Origin of the sequence: Emcibacter sp., assembly GCF_048269205.1 — a bacterium.
Lineage (GTDB): Bacteria > Pseudomonadota > Alphaproteobacteria > Sphingomonadales > Emcibacteraceae > Emcibacter.
Window position 1 is genome coordinate 436,394 of record NZ_JBLXJC010000002.1, and the last position, 16,926, is coordinate 453,319.

Consider the following 16,926-nt stretch of genomic DNA (forward strand, 5'->3'; position numbering starts at 1 on the left):
CAGGTTTCTCCCTACACCCCTGTTGAAAACAGCCCTAATTCAGGACTTTACTGATTGCCTCGTCAAGTTCCTCGAAACTGTAGCCACCTTCGTGCTTTACACCATTGATGATGAAGGTGGGGGTTCCGCTGACTTCAAATTTCTCGATCCCCTCCTTGTAGGAATTGATCAGATAGTCGCGAAGTTCGGTACTGGCGAGACATTTATCCGCATCAGCCTGGTTCACACCCACCATGCGGGCAAGCTTGACCACTTCGCTTCTAGTCTGTTCACTGAACATCTTGAAGGCGGTATCCTCCCCGTACTGGCTGACAAGTTCGCGATATTTTTTCGGCTGATACCAGCTGTCCTGACGTTTGAAAATCATGCCGAGCAGCGGATAATAGCGTTTTTCGGCCGCACAGCGGCTGATCAGCGAGGCATCCAGATCAATGGCGTTCAGCATGAAATGCCGGAAGGTGATTTTCATCTTTCCGGTTTCAACATATTTTTCTTTAAGCTGCGGCAGAATTTCATTGTTGAAATGAGCGCAGTGGGAACATGTGGTCGAGGCGTACTCGATGAGCTCCACCGGGGCATTTTCGTCACCCAGGGTAACATCATAATTCAGGAAGGGTTTGGCGTCATCTGCCATCGCCTGCTGGATAGCAGGCACCATCATCAGAATAAGACCCAGAAAAAGACTGGCGATTACGTAATTCGGTCTATTTAGTTGTTTTGTCATTATCAATCCACAATATATTGTATGTGAGTATAGAAATGATTTTTCCCTCAAATCAAGGAAAGAATCGTTAACGCTCTCCCTCTGACGGCATTGAGCCCATTCCCCGGCGGGTAAAACGGCGCCTTGGCGTTGGTTTTTCTCGCTTTTCCGGAACCATGACGGCCGCGCCGAGCCGGTAGAGCGCCCGTTGCAGGGCACTGTCTTTCACGTCGGAGAGTATTTCATCAAGCTGCTTTTTCTGAGAATCGGCCAGTTCGGGCTGCTGCCTGGACCCGCTATTCCGGCGTGCGGGCACAGGGCCATGGCGATAAACCAGCCTGTCCACGGCCCGGTATCCATAGAAACCGTTGATCCGTTCAAGCACCAGTTCCTCGAGATGCTGCATTTCGGCGGCAAAGGCGCCTTCCATACGGATATAGAGTGTGCCTCCTGCGCCTTCGGTGCGGGGGAAGGTCAGCCGTTCCGGGACACTGCAGCCGGACAGAACGGGACCCACGATATCCGGCCACCGGGCAATGATTTCAGACTGGGCAAACCCAAAGCGGCGGAAAGAACCGCTGCTCACCTGACGGGCCAGTTCCGATATGGCCTGTGTGCCGTGGCCCTTCCTGCGATAGCTTTTCTCTGGTCGCTTTTTAGTCATGGGAGTAATATAAGGCCCTTGCCGGTAAACAGAAACAGGATATTGACGAGATATGTCGAAAATATGATCATCTGACCGGCCAGTTACGGAGGGGATAATGCAAGAAAAAATCACCGCGGACCAGAAAGACCATCCCGTCGAGGGGGAAGATGCGGCCTATGAGGAATATCGGAGCTGCGAAAACTGCAACAGCCGTCTAGAAGACCGCTTTTGCCCCGCCTGCGGCCAGAAGGATGTCAATTTCCTGCGTCCTGTCTGGAACCTGCTGGAAGACGCCCTCGGTGATCTCTTGTCCTTTGATTCACGTTTTACCCGGACACTGATCCCGTTGATGGTCCGCCCTGGACATATCACCAGAGAATATCTGAACGGCCGGCGGGTCAGATTTGTGCCGCCTTTCCGGCAATATCTGGCGGCCACTATCCTGTGCTTTCTGGCACTGGCCACCTCCGACATCCAGCTGTTCGAAACCCAGACAATTGACTGGGACCCGATGGCGGATGAGCAGGCGGAAAACCCCGCAGAAGACAAGTCAGGAAAACCCAAAATTGTCGTAAGGAACCTGGCCGATCCCGGAAAGACAGAGAGCACGGGCGTTGAAGAGGAATTGTCGACCATGCCGTCGGATCGTGAAACTGACGGTAAATGGAAGGCAATCACCAGCAAGGTCATCACCGGCTGGAACCGCGTATCGGACAATCCCGCACTGATGAACAGGGTAATTGCGGAATGGATCCCCCGCCTGATGTTCCTGCTGCTGCCGGTCTATGCCTTTATCTTCAAAATCTTTTACATTTTCAGCAAACGCTATTATTTCGAGCATCTGATTTTTTCACTGCATGCCCATGCCTTTGTTTTCCTGTATTTTACGGTCATGGTTGTCCTCTACCAATTTGTGGAGCCGGTCCGGCCCCTTCTGTCCTGGCTTATGCTCTATATTCCCGTCTATCTGCTGATCGCCATGAAAAAGGTTTACCGGCAGGGCTGGTTCATGACAGTTTCAAAAGCCCTGGTGATTTCATTTGTCTATTCCCTTTTGTTGTTCGCAGGATCACTGACCGTCATAAGCTATGGACTGACACAGATTTAGCCTCCAGGAAGCCCATATTTGCTGGATTCTCGGGCCGCAGGGCTTATAGTGACAGTTTAATGACGATTCTTGAAGCCAGTATGGTGTGATGACAGTTGCTGAGAAAAACCGGCTATTAAAACAGGGAGACGACCTGGCAGATTCCCTGCTCGACTGGTATGACAGCAACGCCCGCAGTCTGCCCTGGCGCACGGGACCGGAAGAGAAGGCCGGCGGTCTGAAACCGGACGCTTACGAAGTCTGGCTCAGCGAAATCATGCTGCAGCAGACCACCGTGATCACCGTCATTCCTTATTTCGAGAAATTCATTGCCAAATGGCCCACCGTCACGGCGCTGGCCGATGCGGACCTGGACGAGGTTCTCGTCGACTGGGCCGGTCTCGGCTATTACGCCCGGGCCCGAAATCTGCACAAATGCGCCCAATATGTGCGAGACGAATTGGGCGGCCAATTTCCGGAAACGTCCGAAGAGCTGAGAAAACTCCCCGGCATCGGCCCCTATACCGCCGCCGCCATTGCCGCCATCGTCCATGATGAACCGGCCGCCGTGGTCGACGGCAATGTGGAGCGGGTCATGGCCCGGATGTTCAATGTGGACATTCCCCTGCCCGACGCCCGCCCGGTCCTCAGGGAACTGGCCGAGGGCCTGACCCCGTCCCACCGGCCGGGGGATTATGCCCAGGCGGTCATGGATCTGGGCGCCACCGTGTGCACGCCCCGGGCGCTGAAATGCGATGGCCGCTGCCCGTGGCAGATCTCTTGTCTTTCCGCACAGTCCGGCACCTCGGAAGAGCTGCCCCGGCGGCTGAAAAAACAGAAAAAACCCACACGGCGGGGATTTGCCTTCTGGGGTGAATTCAACGGCCATGTCTGGCTGCGCCGCCGTCCGGAAGAGGGGCTGCTGGGCGGCATGATGGAAATTCCGTCCTCCGACTGGGTGCCGTCCAATAGCTGGGAAAATTTCCCGCAGCCGCAGATTCCAATCATCGCCAACTGGCGCGAGACGCCCGGCATGGTCAGCCACACCTTCACCCATTTTCATCTGGAGCTAAAGGTGATCCGGCTGGAACTTGAGGAAATGATCAATCTGCAGGAAGGCATCTGGGCCCCGCTCGACAAGCTCGAGGAATTTGCCCTGCCGACGGTAATGAAAAAGATCGTCGAACATGTCAGCGCGCCTGTTCTGGACCTGTAATTCCCCCTTAAATTGCGCTATAGTTCCTGATCAGATCAAATACAGGCAGAAGGGATCGGGGATATGGCTGAGGTAAATCTGAAATGCAGTTGCGGGCAAATCCGGGGCACCGCCTGGGACATAGTCCCCCATGCCGGCACCCGTGTGGTGTGTTATTGTGAGGACTGCCAGGCCTATGCCCGGCATCTGGGCCAGGCGGAAACCGTCCTTGACGAATATGGCGGCACGGATATTTTCCAGACGGCGCCGGCGCATATGACCATTACCCAGGGCAAGGAACATATCCGCAGCCTCAGGCTCACCCCCAAGGGGCCGTTCCGCTGGTATGCGGGGTGCTGCAGGATGCCGATTGCCAATACGGGTCCCGCCAAGCTGCCTTTTGCGGGTGTGATCACCGCTTTTATGGATATCCCGGGCGACCGGGACAGGGTACTGGGGCCCGTCGGCTGGTACCTTCAGGGCAAATACGCGACAAAACCGCTGCCGCCGGGGCGCAAGATTGTCGATTTTCCGGCAAGCCTTCTTGTGCGCCTGTTCTGGAATATATTCGTCTGGAAACTGAAGGGGCTCGGCAAACCCAATCCCTTCTTTGACGAGAACGGCACACCGATCTCGAAACCGGAGAAGGTTTTCGAGCGGAACAGGGGATAATTCAGGAGTTCACTATATGTACACCCTTCACGACAACACGGAATCCGGCAATGCCTACAAGGTGCGCCTGCTCTTGAGCCAGCTTGGCCTGCCCTATAAAACCATCCCGTATGATGTGACAAACGGTGAAACCCGCACGCCGGAGTTCCTCGCCAATATCAATCCCAACGGCCGTATCCCGGTGGTGGAATTTCCGGACGGCCGCTGTCTCGCCGAATCCAATGCGATCCTCTACTACTTCGCGCAAGACACCGACTATTTCCCCACAGACAAATGGGAACAGGCCGAGGTGATGAGCTGGATGTTCTTTGAACAATACAGTCACGAGCCCTTTGTCGCCGTCGCCAAGTTCATCCTGACCATGCTGCCCGAAGACAGCCCGCGCAGAGCGGAAATCCCGACCCTGCATGAGAAAGGTTCTGCGGCGCTGCAGATCATGGAGGACCGGCTCAAGGATCACGCCTATCTGGTGGGAGATAGATATTCCATCGCCGATATGGCGCTGTTTGCCTATACCCATGTGGCGGAAATGGGGGAGTTTGACCTCACCCCCTGCCCGGCAATCCGCGACTGGATCGGACGGATCAGGAAAACTCCGGGCTTTATCCCCATGTATCCGAAGGACTGGAAGAAATGAGCGACGACAAACATAGCGCCAGATGTATGTGCGGAGCAGTGGTCATTGAAGCGACGGGTCCCCACAAACATACCGAATATTGCCACTGTAAATGGTGCCAGCAATCGTCAGGTTCCGCCTTTATTTCCTGGATCATCTTTCCGAAGGACAAGGTCAAAGTCACCCGGGGTGAACTTGCCCATTATCATTCCAGCCCGGACTGCAAACGGGGTTTCTGCCGGGACTGCGGGTCAACCATGTCGTTCCAGTCGCCGGAAAATTTCGATCTTGCCCTCGGGGTAATGGACAATCCGGAAGATTTCCCCGCCGATCAACACATCTGGACCAAAAGCCAGATTCACCACGTCAATCTGGTGGACGACCTGCCCCGATATAATGACGGTGATGACTAGCGGAGTTGCAGGCCGGTATAACTTTCCCGGAGCACATCAAGATAACCGGCGGACTTTTTCTTTGCCGCCAGCAATGCCTCGTCCACTTCGAAGACATGGAAGAATTCCTGGTCCGGGAGCCGTTCCACCTGCCTATTGTCATTGAAATCCGGCGGGCTGAAGAGCGTACCGCCAAAGGCGTCACCGGCGAAATTCTGGCTGAGGATATAAACTTCATTTTCCAGCGCCCGGGTCATGACAAAGGGGGCCCAGGATTTATAAGTGTCATCCTTGAGGAAAGCTGTCGCATGCAGGATCACATCGACACCATGTTCCACCTTCAGAAGTCGACATAGTTCCGGAAAACGGAAATCATAACAGATGATGATCCCCAGCTTGACGCCACCAACCTTCGTCACATACAGATGATCACCGGGGGTAAAGACTTCCGTTTCACTGTCATGGAGATGAATTTTGTCATAAAAACCGACCTCGCCGTCGGCATGGATGAAGACCTGCGAGATATGCAGGTCTCCACTGTCTGTCTCCCGGCGCGGCATGCCGAAACAGACGGCTGTTTTGTGCCGGAGAGCAAGGTCCCGTAAAACCTGTACCGATTGTCCGCCGATTTCCTCGGCAAGTTCGTGCACTTCACCCAGTCTGCCGAAGGGATATCCGCTGGTGGCCAGTTCCGGCAACATGATCACATCGGCCTCGACCTGGGTCATGGCCTCATCCAGCTTGTCACACAGAAGGCGCACATGCTCGTCCCGCTCGATGACAGATTTGATTTCCGGTTGGGGGATCTGGCAACTGAGCAGTTTCATGGGAGTCCTTTCGGTTATATATCAGAAGCGGGCGGCGACCCTGTCGTATTCCTCGAGCCCCCTCAAGGGCCCGATAGCGCCGAGCGACAGTTTGCCGCCGGTAAGAAGGCGGTCCATATAGCGGGCAACGGCCACAGCGTCGACTTCATCCAGTTTGGCCAGAGTTTCCTCACGCGGGACCGGACGGCCGTGGATCATCATCTGCCGGCCCAGCTGTTCCATGCGATTGGTGGTGCTCTCATAGGCCATCATCATGCCGGCCTTCATCTGGTTGCAGGCCCGGTTGACCTCGTCAGCGCTGACGTCACGGGTAAGCTTATGCATTTCCTCAGCCACCACCGGGATCAGTTCGGCAACCTGGTCGGGGCCGGTTCCGGCATGAATGGCAAAGGTGCCGCCGTCGGTATAGGACTGCATGAAGCTATAGATACTATAGACCAGACCGCGGTTTTCCCGCACTTCCTGGAACAGGCGGGAAGACATTCCGCCGCCAAGGACCATGGACATGACCTGGGCCGTATAATAATCGGGATCACTGAAACTCACGCCGTCAAAACCAAGGATCAGATTGACCTGTTCCAGGTCTTTATCCTCAAGACGCGCCCCTCCGCTGTAGGTGATCTCGTCCTTGGTGCCGGGGCGGCTTCGGTCAATGGCAGTGAATTTTTCCGCCGCCATGTCTGCAAAGCGGTCATGATCCACATTACCCGCCGCCACAAGTACCATTTCATCGGCCTTGTAATGATGGGACATATAGGACTGAAGGTCATCACGGCTGAAGTTGCTGACCCGTTCGATGGTGCCAAGGATCGGCCTGCCTGCCGGTTGGTCAGGATAGGCCGCTTCCTGCATCATATCGAAAACGATATCGTCCGGCGTGTCATTGGCCTGGCCGATTTCCTGGATGATAACCCCACGCTCGCGTTCCAGTTCATTCGGGTCAAAGGTGGAATGCTGCAGGATATCGGACAACACGTCGACGCCCAGCTCGATATCCTCTTTCAGCAGGCGGGCATAATAAGTGGTCTGCTCGCGGGAGGTATAGGCGTTCAGATACCCGCCCACATTCTCTACTTCCTCGGCAATGTCCCGGGCGCTCCGGCGTGCCGTGCCCTTGAAGGCCATATGTTCCAGCATGTGGCTAAGACCGTTCTGATGCTCGTGCTCGTGGCTGCTGCCCACATCGGTCCAGACCCCGACCGTAACAGTCTCTACATGGGGCATTGTGTCGGTGACTACCCGAAGACCGTTATCAAGTGTCGAAATCTTTACTGTCATCTAGTTCAATATTTCCCGTATATATTTCTGGATGGCGCCCAGATCGTTGGGCAACACATCATATTTCTCATCCCGTTCGAACAGATCCGCCATATGTGGTGGCAGTTCAGGGTGCTGACCGGTGACCGCTTCGACCGCATCCGGGAATTTCGCCGGATGGGCGGTGCTCAGCGTGACCATGGGGGTCCCGGCACTGCGGCGCTTTTCCCGGGCGGCATGCACACCGACCGCCGTATGCGGATCGATCAGCATCTCCGTGCTTTTGAACAGCTCGGCAATGGTGGCCCTGGTGTCTTCCTCACTGGTCTGCAGCGCATCGAAGATGGCTTTTGCCTTCTCCAGTTCCGGTCCATCAATGGTGAAGCTGCCGGACTGTTTCAGGTTGTCCATCAGCCGGCGCACTTCTTCCGGCCGTCCATTATACAGGTTCAGGAGCAATCTTTCAAAATTGCTGGAAACCTGGATGTCCATGCTGGGACTGATGGTCGGCTGAACGGTGCCGACGGTGTAGTCGCCATTGGTCAGGGTCCGGGCCAGAATATCATTCATATTGGTAGCCACCACCAGTTGTTCAACCGGCAGACCCATCTGGCTTGCCACATAGCCCGCATAAATATCACCGAAGTTGCCGGTCGGGACACTGTAAGACACCTTGCGGTCCGGGCCGCCAAGCGCTGTGGCACTGGTGAAATAATAAACGATCTGGGCCATAACCCGGGCCCAGTTGATACTGTTGACCGCGGACAGGGTAATTTCGTCCCGAAAGGCCAGATCATTGAACATGGCCTTGACCAAGGCCTGGCAGTCGTCAAAGGTGCCTTCGACGGCAATATTGTGCACATTAGCGCTTGGCACCGTGGTCATCTGACGGCGCTGAACCACGGACACACGCCCCTTGGGATGCAGCATAAAGATTTCCGCGCAGTCCCTGTCGCGCACACAATCGATGGCAGCGGACCCGGTATCACCGGACGTGGCGCCGACAATAGTGATCTTGCGACCCTGTTTGCTCAGCACATGGTCGAACAGATGCCCCAGAAGCTGCAGGGCAACATCCTTGAAGGCCAGTGTTGGACCATGGAACAGTTCCAGAATCCACTCATTGCTGTCAATCTGGGCAAGCGGCGCCACAGCCTTGTGACGGAAGGTGCTGTAGGCCTTTTCAATAAGACCGGCAAAGTCATCTTCGGAAATTTCCGGGCAGACATAGGGAGACATGACCCGGAGAGCGACTTCCTGATAGCTTAGACCTGCCATGGAACGGATCTCATCCCGGCTGATCACCGGCCATTGTTCGGGAATATACAGGCCGCCGTCCCGGGCGAGCCCGGTCAGCAGAACTTCTTCAAAACCCAGTGCAGGCGCCTGGCCCCGCGTACTGACATACTTCACTTTTCAGGTCCTTCGGTCATGGCTTTGTCCGCCCGTCATGTGGCACGATGACGTCTCAGGGCGACTCATCTCAAATTCGCGGCACAGAGTATCAGTTTGGACCTGCGATGCAAGCTATTCCTGACGGCCGCCAGCGGGAAGGATTTTCATATGATAGAACAGATAAACCGCGACCAGGGCCAACGCGAGACCATACCAGGTGATCACATATCCCAGGTGGTTGTTTGCCAGTTTCAGCCTGGTCCGCCCCCCCAGCGGCCAGCCGCCGGGGTTCGGGGTTTTGTCCGCATATAAATACATGGGAAACACCTTTTCCAGGTCCTGGGCCTCGGCCATCTGATTGATGTCGCCATAGTACCAGACGTTGTTTTCCACGTCGTTTTCCGGTCCCATCATGACCTGTTCCCAGGGCTTGCGCAACAGACCGGTCACGATCACTTCGCCGTTCACCACGCTGCGGGGGCGTGAGGTTTTCAGTTTGAGGTTTTCGGGCACCCAGCCCCGGTTGACAATGACCGTTCGTCCGTCACCGATCATGAGCGGCGTATAGATATCATACCCCGGCTGCCCCTCGGGACCTATGCTGTACATGGTCATTTCCCTCAGATGCATGAAATGACCGGAGATCCTGACCGGCAAATATTCCCAGTCCTCAAGCGCCTCTCCTCCCGCCCCGGTGGCAATAGGCAAACCAACCGGTGTCATGGCAATCCGCTTTTCCAGTTTATCAATCAGATCCAGCTTCCATTGCAGACGCTCCACCTGCCAGGTTCCCAGCAGACACAGGATGATAAACATCGGAATTGTCATGACCGTTGGCCAGAGACGCGGCCGGAAGTAAATAACTCGCTTCATTGCTATTCCGTTTTGCCTTCTTCCGCCTTGAAATGATACTGGAGAGCGATCATCAGGGATTTAAACGGCCGCAATAAGGCAAGGGAACCAAAAATGGTGAGCGGTCCCCAGAGCATGACATGAACCCACAGCGGCGGAGAAAACTTCACTTCCACCACAAGCGCCAGGGCGACAATAAAAAAACCGAGGATCAGGATGATAAAGACGGCAGGACCGTCAGCGGAATCAAACGGGCTGAAATCCAGCCCGCATTTGGAGCATTGTTCAGGAAGGGACAAATAGCCCCTGAACAGTTTCCCTTCCCCGCAGCGGGGACATTTACACCCCAGTCCCGCCTTGAAAGGCGAAACCGGGGTGTGGAGAAAGGGATCTGTCATCGGACCTTAGTGTCCAGCAACTGCGCCGGCACCACCGATGTAGATACAGAAGAACAGTACCAGCCAGACAACGTCCACAAAGTGCCAGTACCAGGCAGCGGCCTCGAAGCCGAAATGGTGATTGGGCTTGAAGTGACCGCGAACACCGCGGATCAGGCAAACCAGCAGGAAGATGGTTCCTATAATCACATGGGCGCCGTGGAACCCTGTGGCCATATAGAAAGTGGAACTATAGATGCCGTCGCCAAAGCCAAAGCTTGCATGAGAATATTCATAAGCCTGAACACCGGAAAACAGCAGGCCGAGCAGCACAGTGAAGGTCAGCATGCGGATAAAGGTGGAACGATCACCTTCCACAATCGCATGATGGGCCCAGGTCACAGTACAACCGGATGTCAGAAGAATCAGAGTATTGACCAGCGGCAGGTGCCAGGGGTCAAGGGTTTCCACACCGGCCGGCGGCCAGACAGCGTGAATGTCCGAAGTCATTTTACCAAGCTCGAACTGTTCTACGCTGATCACGCTGGCGTTGAAATATGCCCAGAACCAGGCCGTAAAGAACATGACCTCGGAAATAATGAACAGGAACATGCCATAGCGGAGGCCAAGCTGCACAATGGCGGTATGATGACCTCCATGTTCACCTTCCTCTACAACATCGCCCCACCAGCTGTAAGCGCCGTAAAGCAGTATGATAGCGCCGGCAATGGCGACCCAGCTGGTGTCGAAATGCATCAGCATCACCAGACCGACGGCAGTGATAAATGCACCGAGCGAGCAGACAAGCGGCCACGGGCTCGGGTCTACAAGATGATAATCATGTTCTACAGCATGTGAATTTGACATATATTGTCCCCTTACTCACTATAACGTATCTATTTCCTTGTTCCGGCACCGGCCGAAACAGTTATTCTTCCTCGTCCGATCTGTAAAAAGTATAGGACAGGGTAATTTCCTTCACTTCATCCAGATGTTCGTCTTCTGCCAGCTCCGGGTCAATATAGAAAGTGACTGGCATATCCACTTCCTCACCCGGTTTCAGTGTCTGTTCCGTAAAACAGAAACACTCGATCTTGCTGAAATAGCTTCCCGCCTTGAAAGGCGTCACATTAAAGGTGGCGGTCCCGGTGACAGTTTCGTCACTGTCATTGACAGCGCGATAGAAAATCAGCGCTTCCTCACCGATCTTGACCCTGACCGACTTCTGTACCGGCTTGAACTGCCATGGCAGGGCCGGATTGATATCCGCATTAAAGCGGATCGTCATTTCCCGGTCCAGCACAGGAATGTCCGAGCTGGCTGCAGCCTGTTGAGTGGTACCGCCATAACCGGTCACCGCACAGAACAGCCGATAAAGCGGCACGGACGCCCAGACCAGCCCGATCATGCAGGCAATAATCAGCAACAGCACAATCAATGTGCGGCCGTTATTGGGTCTGTCAAAAGTCTGTGCAGTCATATCCGTCCGTCAAATCACATTCAGTTTGGCCAGGGTCAGCAGGAAAAACAAAACCACAAAAGCCAGCAATACACCTGCCAGCGCATAATTGCGTCCGGCTCTTTTCTTATGTTCGTCACTCGGCGGCATCAGACCAGCCCTCCCATTCCGAGAAGGGCTTCAATCCCGAGCACGGCAAAAAGAACAAATAAATACAGGATAGAATAGAAAAACAGCTTTTTCGCCGTCCCGAGGTCGCCCGTCCTGTACAGGCTTGCGGCAAGGGCGAGAAAAATTGCGCCCGTGGCAATCGATGTCACACCGTAAATCATGCCGGCAAATCCCATGATCCAAGGCGCAATGGTCACCGGGACCATCAGCAGGCTGTAGATCAGGATCTGTTTTCTGGTCTCGCCTTCGCCGGAAACGACCGGCAGCATGGGCACCCCCACCTTTTCATAGTCCTTGCAGGCAAACAGGCTGAGGGCCCAGAAATGGGGCGGGGTCCACATGAAAATAATACCGAACAGAACAAGGCTTTCGAGGCTCACATTGCCGGTGACAGCGACCCAGCCGATCATCGGCGGAAAGGCACCGGCAGCACCGCCGATGACAATATTCTGCGGGGTGCGGCGCTTGAGCCACATGGTATAAACAAAAATATAAAATCCGATGGTGATGGCCAGCAGAACAGCCGCCGCCACATTGACGGCAAGTCCCATCAGCAAAACAGAGGCGACGGAAAGCCAGACGCCAAACTGCAAAGCTGTTTCGGGAGCGATACGCCCCGCCGGGATCGGACGGTTGCGGGTCCGGTTCATCACCGCGTCGATATCCGCGTCATACCACATATTCAGGCAGCCGGACGCGCCTGCGCCAACGGCAATACAGAGAATTGCGGTGAACGCCTCGACCGGATGAATATGTCCCGGCGCCAGCAGGAGCCCGACAAGACCGGTAAAAATGACAAGAGACATGACCCGGGGCTTGAGCAGGTCAAAAAAGTCCCGCGCCGCCGGCTCGTAATAATCATAGTTCTCTTGTTCTACAGAGGATGCGTACATTCAAGTCAGCCAGTAATGGTCATCACAGGGTCGTTCAATCGGGCCCGCTGAAGTCAAGCGGGCCCGGCTGAATTCATTATTTAAACCGCGGCAGTTTCTCGAACTGGTGGAACGGCGGCGGAGAAGTCAGAGTCCACTCCAGGGTTGTTGCCCCTTCGCCCCACTGGTTTTCACCGATAGTCCTGCGGCTTGCCAGTGTTACAAAAACACCAACCAGGAAGCACACCAGACCCAGAGCCATCACGCCGTAACCGACGGAAGATACCCAGTTCCAGTAGGCGTAGGCATCCGGATAATCCGGGATACGACGCGGCATACCGGCGAGGCCCAGGAAGTGCTGCGGGAAGAAAATCAGGTTCACACCAATGAAAGTAAACCAGAAATGCAGTTTGCTGAGCAGCTGCGGATACTGTTTACCGCTCATTTTGCCAATCCAGTAATACCAGCCCGCATAGATGGAGAACAGAGCCCCCATGGACATGGTGTAATGGAAGTGGGCCACCACATAATAGGTGTCATGCATGGCCGTATCCACACCGGCATTGGCCAGAACAACCCCTGTCACACCACCGATGGTGAACAGGAAGATCATGCCCAGGGCAAAAAGCATCGGTGTCTCAAAGCGGATGGAACCGCCCCACATTGTTGCCAGCCAGGAGAAAATCTTGATCCCGGTCGGAACAGCAATCACCATAGTCGCAGCCGTGAAATAGGCCTTGGTATCCACATCCATGCCGACGGTGAACATATGGTGCGCCCACACGATAAAGCCGACAACACCGATCGCCACCATGGCATAGGCCATCCCCAGGTAACCGAAAATCGGCTTGTTGGAGAAGGTGGAAACCACATGGCTGATCAGGCCGAAACCGGGCAGGATCAGGATGTACACTTCCGGATGTCCAAAGAACCAGAACAGGTGCTGATACAGGATCGGGTCACCGCCGCCGGCCGGGTCAAAGAAGGCTGTTCCGAAGTTGCGGTCAGTCAGCAGCATGGTGATGGCGCCCGCCAGAACCGGCAGGGACAGCAGCAGCAGGAAGGCTGTGACCAGAACGGACCATACAAACAGCGGCATTTTATGCAGGGTCATGCCCGGCGCACGCATGTTGAAAATGGTACAGATGAAGTTGATGGCGCCCATGATAGAGGACGCACCAGCCACATGCAGGGAGAAAATGGCCAGATCCATGGCCGGTCCCGGCTGGGCATAGGTGCTGAGCGGCGCATAGACGGTCCAGCCACCACCAACACCGCTCTGTCCCGGAGGGCCTTCGAAGAAGACGGACATAACCAGCAGCCCAAGGGCAGCCGGAAGCAGCCAGAAGCTGATGTTGTTCATGCGCGGGAAAGCCATGTCGGGCGCACCGATCATGATCGGCACAAACCAGTTGCCGAAACCACCAATCAGGGCCGGCATAACCATGAAGAACACCATGATCAGGCCATGCGCTGTGATCAGCACGTTAAAGAAGTGATAGGCGGCATCGATATTTCCGCCTGTAAACATCGGCAGGAAGTCCATACCCGGATACATCAGTTCCGCACGCATCAGGCCGGAGAAAAGCCCGCCAATCAGACCTGCAACAATGGCATAGATCAGATAAAGCGTACCGATATCCTTGTGGTTGGTGGACAGCAACCAGCGACGCCAGCCTGTCGGATGACCGTGATCTGCATGGGAAGCATCAGCAGCGTAACTCATTTACGATCTCCCTAAAAATCAGTGAGCTTTGGTGGCATCGGCCACCTGAATGTTTGTCTCGACCGCTTTGGCAGCAGTCTCGGTGGGGTTTTTCGTCCAGGCGTCAAAGACTTCCTGGGAAACCACCTCCACCACGATAGGCATAAATCCGTGACGAATACCGCAGAGTTCGGAACACTGCCCGTAGAACACGCCTTCCTTTTCGGCTTTGAACCAGATTTCGTTCAGGCGGCCGGGTACAGCATCAACCTTGACGCCGAAAGCAGGGATGGTCCATGCATGAATGACATCGGTAGCCGTAGTCTGAACACGGATTACCTTGTTCACCGGCACCACGATACGGGTATCTGTCTCCAGAAGCCGCGGCGTACCGCTGCGGTCCTTGTAATCGCCCGAGCTTTTGTCTTCTTCAGTCAGCATAACCGCATCAAAGCTGAGATCGTCATAATCCGGGTACTCGTAAGACCAGTACCACTGATTTCCGATGGCCTTGACGGTCACATCAGCTTCCGGAATAACGTCCTGTTTATAAAGGAGTTTGAAGGACGGCACGGCGATCACGATCAGGATCAGGATCGGCAGCGTGGTCCAGGCGACTTCCAGCAGCGTGTTATGTGTCGTTCTGGAGGGGTTGGGGTTCGCCCGGGCGCGGAAGCGGACCATGATATAGAGCATCAGCAGCATCACAAAGATGGTAATAATGATGCACATCCACAACAAACCATCATGGAACCATACCAGATCCCGCATTATTTCAGTTGCCGGCTCCATAAATCCGAGCTGTTTGGGCTCTGCTTTAAACTCACCGGCTGCCCAGGCCGATCCCAGCCCGGAAAAAAGTGCAACCAGTAACGCGGCTGCTGAAACATAAGCTTTTTTGAACAACATATTTTGTCCTACCCCTTAAATTCAAAGACGAATTAAGACACTACCACCCTCTATATTGCATCCGGAGAAACATTAGCTAATCCTGCATACAGAGCAAACACCTCACCTTATACCAGAAAATTGATCTGGCTCAAGGCCGCATTATCAATAACTGGGTTGATTGGCGACATTGATACAAATCAAATGTTTCCGCCGCAACATTTTCTTTATTTTTAATTGTTTATGGTTACTTGTGGCGGAAAAGTCATGGATTCCCCCCTTTCAGGCTTGCACCACCGGGGGTTTGTGGCCATATACTACCCTATATATAAAGTATATAACGACTCAAAACAGGGCCATTATGACCGAATCTGCGCACACCGATTCCTATTTTTTTACAGAATCAGATCTCGATTCTGTCCGTACCCAGAGACTGGTGGACGATGCCTTGCACGGCATGGAAGATGGCGAGCTTTATCTCCAGTATGTGCAGTCCGAGAGCTTTTCCTTCGACGACGGCCGGCTAAAAAATGCCGTCTATGACACAAACCGCGGTTTCGGCCTGAGAAGCGTGCTCGGCGAGGTCAGCGGCTATGCTCATTCCAGCAGCCTGGACGAAAATGCCCTCAAGAGAGCCTGCGAAACAGTTCAGAGCATCAAGTCCGGCACCGGCGGCACCCTGGACCTGCATCCGCAGGGGACAAACCGGAAACTCTATACCGATGAAAACCCTTTGCTTGGCGGGCTGGATTTTAATGCCAAGATCAAAATGCTTCAGGATATTGACGCCTATGCCCGCGCCCTGGACAATCGGGTCTGTCAGGTCAGCGCCTCTATTTCCGGCGAATGGCAAACCGTTGAAATCATCCGCCCCGGCGGACATCGGGTGCGTGATATCCGCCCTCTGGTCAGGCTTAACGTATCCGTTGTCGCCGGTGAAGGCGATCGTATGGAAAGCGGCTATCAGGGGGCCGGTGGTCGATATGACTATAGCCGGCTTCTGACCGAGGAAAACTGGAAATCCCAGGTGGATGAGGCCCTGCGTCAGGCCCTGGTCAACCTGGAAAGCGTTCCTGCCCCGGCCGGTGAGATGGATGTGGTACTGGGTCCCGGCTGGCCCGGTGTCCTTCTCCACGAAGCCATTGGTCACGGCCTGGAAGGCGATTTCAACCGCAAGGGCAGTTCTGCCTTCGCCGGCCTCATGGGTGAACGGGTGGCGGCCCCGGGCGTTACCGTGGTGGACGATGGCACCCTGCCTGACCGGCGTGGCTCTCTCACCTTTGATGACGAAGGCACCCCGACCAACTGTACCACACTGATTGAGGACGGCATCCTCACCGGCTACATGCAGGATCGCATGAATGCGCGCCTGATGGGTGTGAAGGCGACTGGCAACGGACGGCGGGAAAGTTACGCCCATCAGCCCATGCCGCGCATGACCAATACCTATATGCTGGCCGGCGACAGGGATCCTAGGGAAATTATCGAAGGGGTCAAGGACGGCCTCTATGCTGTCAATTTCGGCGGCGGACAGGTGGATATCACCAACGGCAAGTTTGTTTTCAGCTGCACCGAGGCCTATCTGATCAAAGATGGCAAGATCGATGCGCCGGTCAAAGGCGCCACCCTGATCGGTAACGGTCCGGACGCGCTGACCCGGGTCAGCGCTATCGGCAATGATCTGGAACTGGATGCAGGTGTCGGCGTCTGCGGCAAGGGCGGACAGAGTGTGCCGGTCGGGGTGGGACAACCCACCCTGCGGCTGGACGGGCTGACTGTCGGAGGAACCGAAAACTAGAACATCACAGAGCC

Annotated in this window: 18 protein-coding genes; 6 read left to right on the forward strand and 12 right to left on the reverse strand. The window is 54.9% G+C overall.

Annotation, left to right across the window (positions count from 1 at the left end; genetic code table 11):
* Positions 1–34: 34 nt before the first annotated feature.
* Positions 35–724, reverse strand: coding sequence for a DsbA family protein (locus ACN0YD_RS10835; protein ID WP_417319646.1), 690 nt, complete (start codon positions 722–724; stop codon positions 35–37).
* Positions 725–791: 67 nt separating this feature from the next.
* Positions 792–1,367, reverse strand: a complete 576-nt coding sequence (locus ACN0YD_RS10840; RefSeq protein WP_417319648.1) for a DUF721 domain-containing protein — start codon at positions 1,365–1,367, stop codon at positions 792–794.
* A gap of 97 nt (positions 1,368–1,464) precedes the next feature.
* Here ACN0YD_RS10840 and ACN0YD_RS10845 point away from each other — a divergent pair, with 97 nt between their 5' ends.
* From ACN0YD_RS10845 to ACN0YD_RS10865, 5 genes are all read left to right on the forward strand, one after another.
* Positions 1,465–2,457 carry a DUF3667 domain-containing protein gene (locus ACN0YD_RS10845; protein WP_417319650.1) on the forward strand — a complete coding sequence of 331 codons (993 nt, stop codon included), beginning with the start codon at positions 1,465–1,467 and terminating at the stop codon, positions 2,455–2,457.
* Positions 2,458–2,545: 88 nt separating this feature from the next.
* Positions 2,546–3,652 (forward strand): A/G-specific adenine glycosylase, encoded by a 1,107-nt coding sequence (mutY, locus tag ACN0YD_RS10850; RefSeq protein WP_417319652.1) that lies wholly within the window; start codon positions 2,546–2,548, stop codon positions 3,650–3,652.
* A gap of 63 nt (positions 3,653–3,715) precedes the next feature.
* Entirely contained in the window at positions 3,716–4,303 is a 588-nt protein-coding gene (locus ACN0YD_RS10855; RefSeq protein ID WP_417319654.1) for a DUF6151 family protein, read from the forward strand.
* A 16-nt stretch (positions 4,304–4,319) separates the two neighbouring features.
* Complete coding sequence (locus ACN0YD_RS10860) at positions 4,320–4,940, forward strand: glutathione S-transferase family protein (RefSeq protein ID WP_417319656.1); 621 nt, start codon at positions 4,320–4,322, stop codon at positions 4,938–4,940.
* On the forward strand, positions 4,937–5,332 hold the full coding sequence (locus ACN0YD_RS10865; RefSeq protein WP_417319658.1) for a GFA family protein: 396 nt from the start codon (positions 4,937–4,939) through the stop codon (positions 5,330–5,332). Before ACN0YD_RS10860 ends, ACN0YD_RS10865 begins: the two co-directional genes overlap by 4 nt.
* Here ACN0YD_RS10865 and ACN0YD_RS10870 read toward each other — a convergent pair.
* The 10 genes from ACN0YD_RS10870 to coxB form a co-directional block, all read right to left on the reverse strand.
* Positions 5,329–6,138 carry a carbon-nitrogen hydrolase family protein gene (locus ACN0YD_RS10870; protein WP_417319660.1) on the reverse strand — a complete coding sequence of 270 codons (810 nt, stop codon included), beginning with the start codon at positions 6,136–6,138 and terminating at the stop codon, positions 5,329–5,331. The genes ACN0YD_RS10865 and ACN0YD_RS10870 overlap by 4 nt on opposite strands.
* A 21-nt stretch (positions 6,139–6,159) precedes the next feature.
* Positions 6,160–7,416 (reverse strand): M16 family metallopeptidase, encoded by a 1,257-nt coding sequence (locus ACN0YD_RS10875; RefSeq protein WP_417319662.1) that lies wholly within the window; start codon positions 7,414–7,416, stop codon positions 6,160–6,162.
* Positions 7,417–8,808 (reverse strand): threonine synthase, encoded by a 1,392-nt coding sequence (gene thrC, locus ACN0YD_RS10880; protein WP_417319664.1) that lies wholly within the window; start codon positions 8,806–8,808, stop codon positions 7,417–7,419.
* Positions 8,809–8,922: 114 nt separating this feature from the next.
* Positions 8,923–9,663, reverse strand: coding sequence for an SURF1 family protein (locus ACN0YD_RS10885; protein ID WP_417319666.1), 741 nt, complete (start codon positions 9,661–9,663; stop codon positions 8,923–8,925).
* Positions 9,664–9,665: 2 nt separating this feature from the next.
* Complete coding sequence (locus tag ACN0YD_RS10890; protein ID WP_417319668.1) at positions 9,666–10,040, reverse strand: DUF983 domain-containing protein; 375 nt, start codon at positions 10,038–10,040, stop codon at positions 9,666–9,668.
* Between the two features lie 6 nt (positions 10,041–10,046).
* Positions 10,047–10,886, reverse strand: a complete 840-nt coding sequence (locus tag ACN0YD_RS10895) for a cytochrome c oxidase subunit 3 (protein ID WP_417319670.1) — start codon at positions 10,884–10,886, stop codon at positions 10,047–10,049.
* Positions 10,887–10,947: 61 nt separating this feature from the next.
* Positions 10,948–11,499, reverse strand: coding sequence for a cytochrome c oxidase assembly protein (locus ACN0YD_RS10900; protein ID WP_417319672.1), 552 nt, complete (start codon positions 11,497–11,499; stop codon positions 10,948–10,950).
* 128 nt (positions 11,500–11,627) lie between these two features.
* Positions 11,628–12,542: a heme o synthase gene (locus ACN0YD_RS10905; RefSeq protein WP_417319674.1), complete on the reverse strand. Its 915-nt coding sequence runs from the start codon at positions 12,540–12,542 to the stop codon at positions 11,628–11,630.
* Between the two features lie 76 nt (positions 12,543–12,618).
* Entirely contained in the window at positions 12,619–14,247 is a 1,629-nt protein-coding gene (gene ctaD, locus ACN0YD_RS10910) for a cytochrome c oxidase subunit I (RefSeq protein WP_417319676.1), read from the reverse strand.
* A gap of 18 nt (positions 14,248–14,265) precedes the next feature.
* The gene (coxB, locus tag ACN0YD_RS10915) at positions 14,266–15,135 is read right to left on the reverse strand and encodes a cytochrome c oxidase subunit II (protein WP_417319678.1); all 870 of its coding nucleotides are present in this window, start codon (positions 15,133–15,135) and stop codon (positions 14,266–14,268) included.
* Between the two features lie 340 nt (positions 15,136–15,475).
* Here coxB and tldD point away from each other — a divergent pair, with 340 nt between their 5' ends.
* Positions 15,476–16,912 (forward strand): metalloprotease TldD, encoded by a 1,437-nt coding sequence (tldD, locus tag ACN0YD_RS10920; protein WP_417319680.1) that lies wholly within the window; start codon positions 15,476–15,478, stop codon positions 16,910–16,912.
* Positions 16,913–16,926: the final 14 nt, after the last annotated feature.

Excerpts from the sequence above, each read along its gene's own strand:
- ACN0YD_RS10835 (WP_417319646.1), bottom strand. The coding sequence starts at position 724 with ATGACAAAACAACTAAATAGACCGAATTACGTAATCGCCAGTCTTTTT.
- ACN0YD_RS10840 (WP_417319648.1), bottom strand. The coding sequence starts at position 1,367 with ATGACTAAAAAGCGACCAGAGAAAAGCTATCGCAGGAAGGGCCACGGC.
- ACN0YD_RS10845 (WP_417319650.1), top strand. The coding sequence starts at position 1,465 with ATGCAAGAAAAAATCACCGCGGACCAGAAAGACCATCCCGTCGAGGGG.
- mutY (WP_417319652.1), top strand. The coding sequence starts at position 2,546 with ATGACAGTTGCTGAGAAAAACCGGCTATTAAAACAGGGAGACGACCTG.
- ACN0YD_RS10855 (WP_417319654.1), top strand. The coding sequence starts at position 3,716 with ATGGCTGAGGTAAATCTGAAATGCAGTTGCGGGCAAATCCGGGGCACC.
- ACN0YD_RS10860 (WP_417319656.1), top strand. The coding sequence starts at position 4,320 with ATGTACACCCTTCACGACAACACGGAATCCGGCAATGCCTACAAGGTG.
- ACN0YD_RS10865 (WP_417319658.1), top strand. The coding sequence starts at position 4,937 with ATGAGCGACGACAAACATAGCGCCAGATGTATGTGCGGAGCAGTGGTC.
- ACN0YD_RS10870 (WP_417319660.1), bottom strand. The coding sequence starts at position 6,138 with ATGAAACTGCTCAGTTGCCAGATCCCCCAACCGGAAATCAAATCTGTC.
- ACN0YD_RS10875 (WP_417319662.1), bottom strand. The coding sequence starts at position 7,416 with ATGACAGTAAAGATTTCGACACTTGATAACGGTCTTCGGGTAGTCACC.
- ACN0YD_RS10885 (WP_417319666.1), bottom strand. The coding sequence starts at position 9,663 with ATGAAGCGAGTTATTTACTTCCGGCCGCGTCTCTGGCCAACGGTCATG.
- ACN0YD_RS10890 (WP_417319668.1), bottom strand. The coding sequence starts at position 10,040 with ATGACAGATCCCTTTCTCCACACCCCGGTTTCGCCTTTCAAGGCGGGA.
- ACN0YD_RS10895 (WP_417319670.1), bottom strand. The coding sequence starts at position 10,886 with ATGTCAAATTCACATGCTGTAGAACATGATTATCATCTTGTAGACCCG.
- ACN0YD_RS10900 (WP_417319672.1), bottom strand. The coding sequence starts at position 11,499 with ATGACTGCACAGACTTTTGACAGACCCAATAACGGCCGCACATTGATT.
- ACN0YD_RS10905 (WP_417319674.1), bottom strand. The coding sequence starts at position 12,542 with ATGTACGCATCCTCTGTAGAACAAGAGAACTATGATTATTACGAGCCG.
- ctaD (WP_417319676.1), bottom strand. The coding sequence starts at position 14,247 with ATGAGTTACGCTGCTGATGCTTCCCATGCAGATCACGGTCATCCGACA.
- coxB (WP_417319678.1), bottom strand. The coding sequence starts at position 15,135 with ATGTTGTTCAAAAAAGCTTATGTTTCAGCAGCCGCGTTACTGGTTGCA.
- tldD (WP_417319680.1), top strand. The coding sequence starts at position 15,476 with ATGACCGAATCTGCGCACACCGATTCCTATTTTTTTACAGAATCAGAT.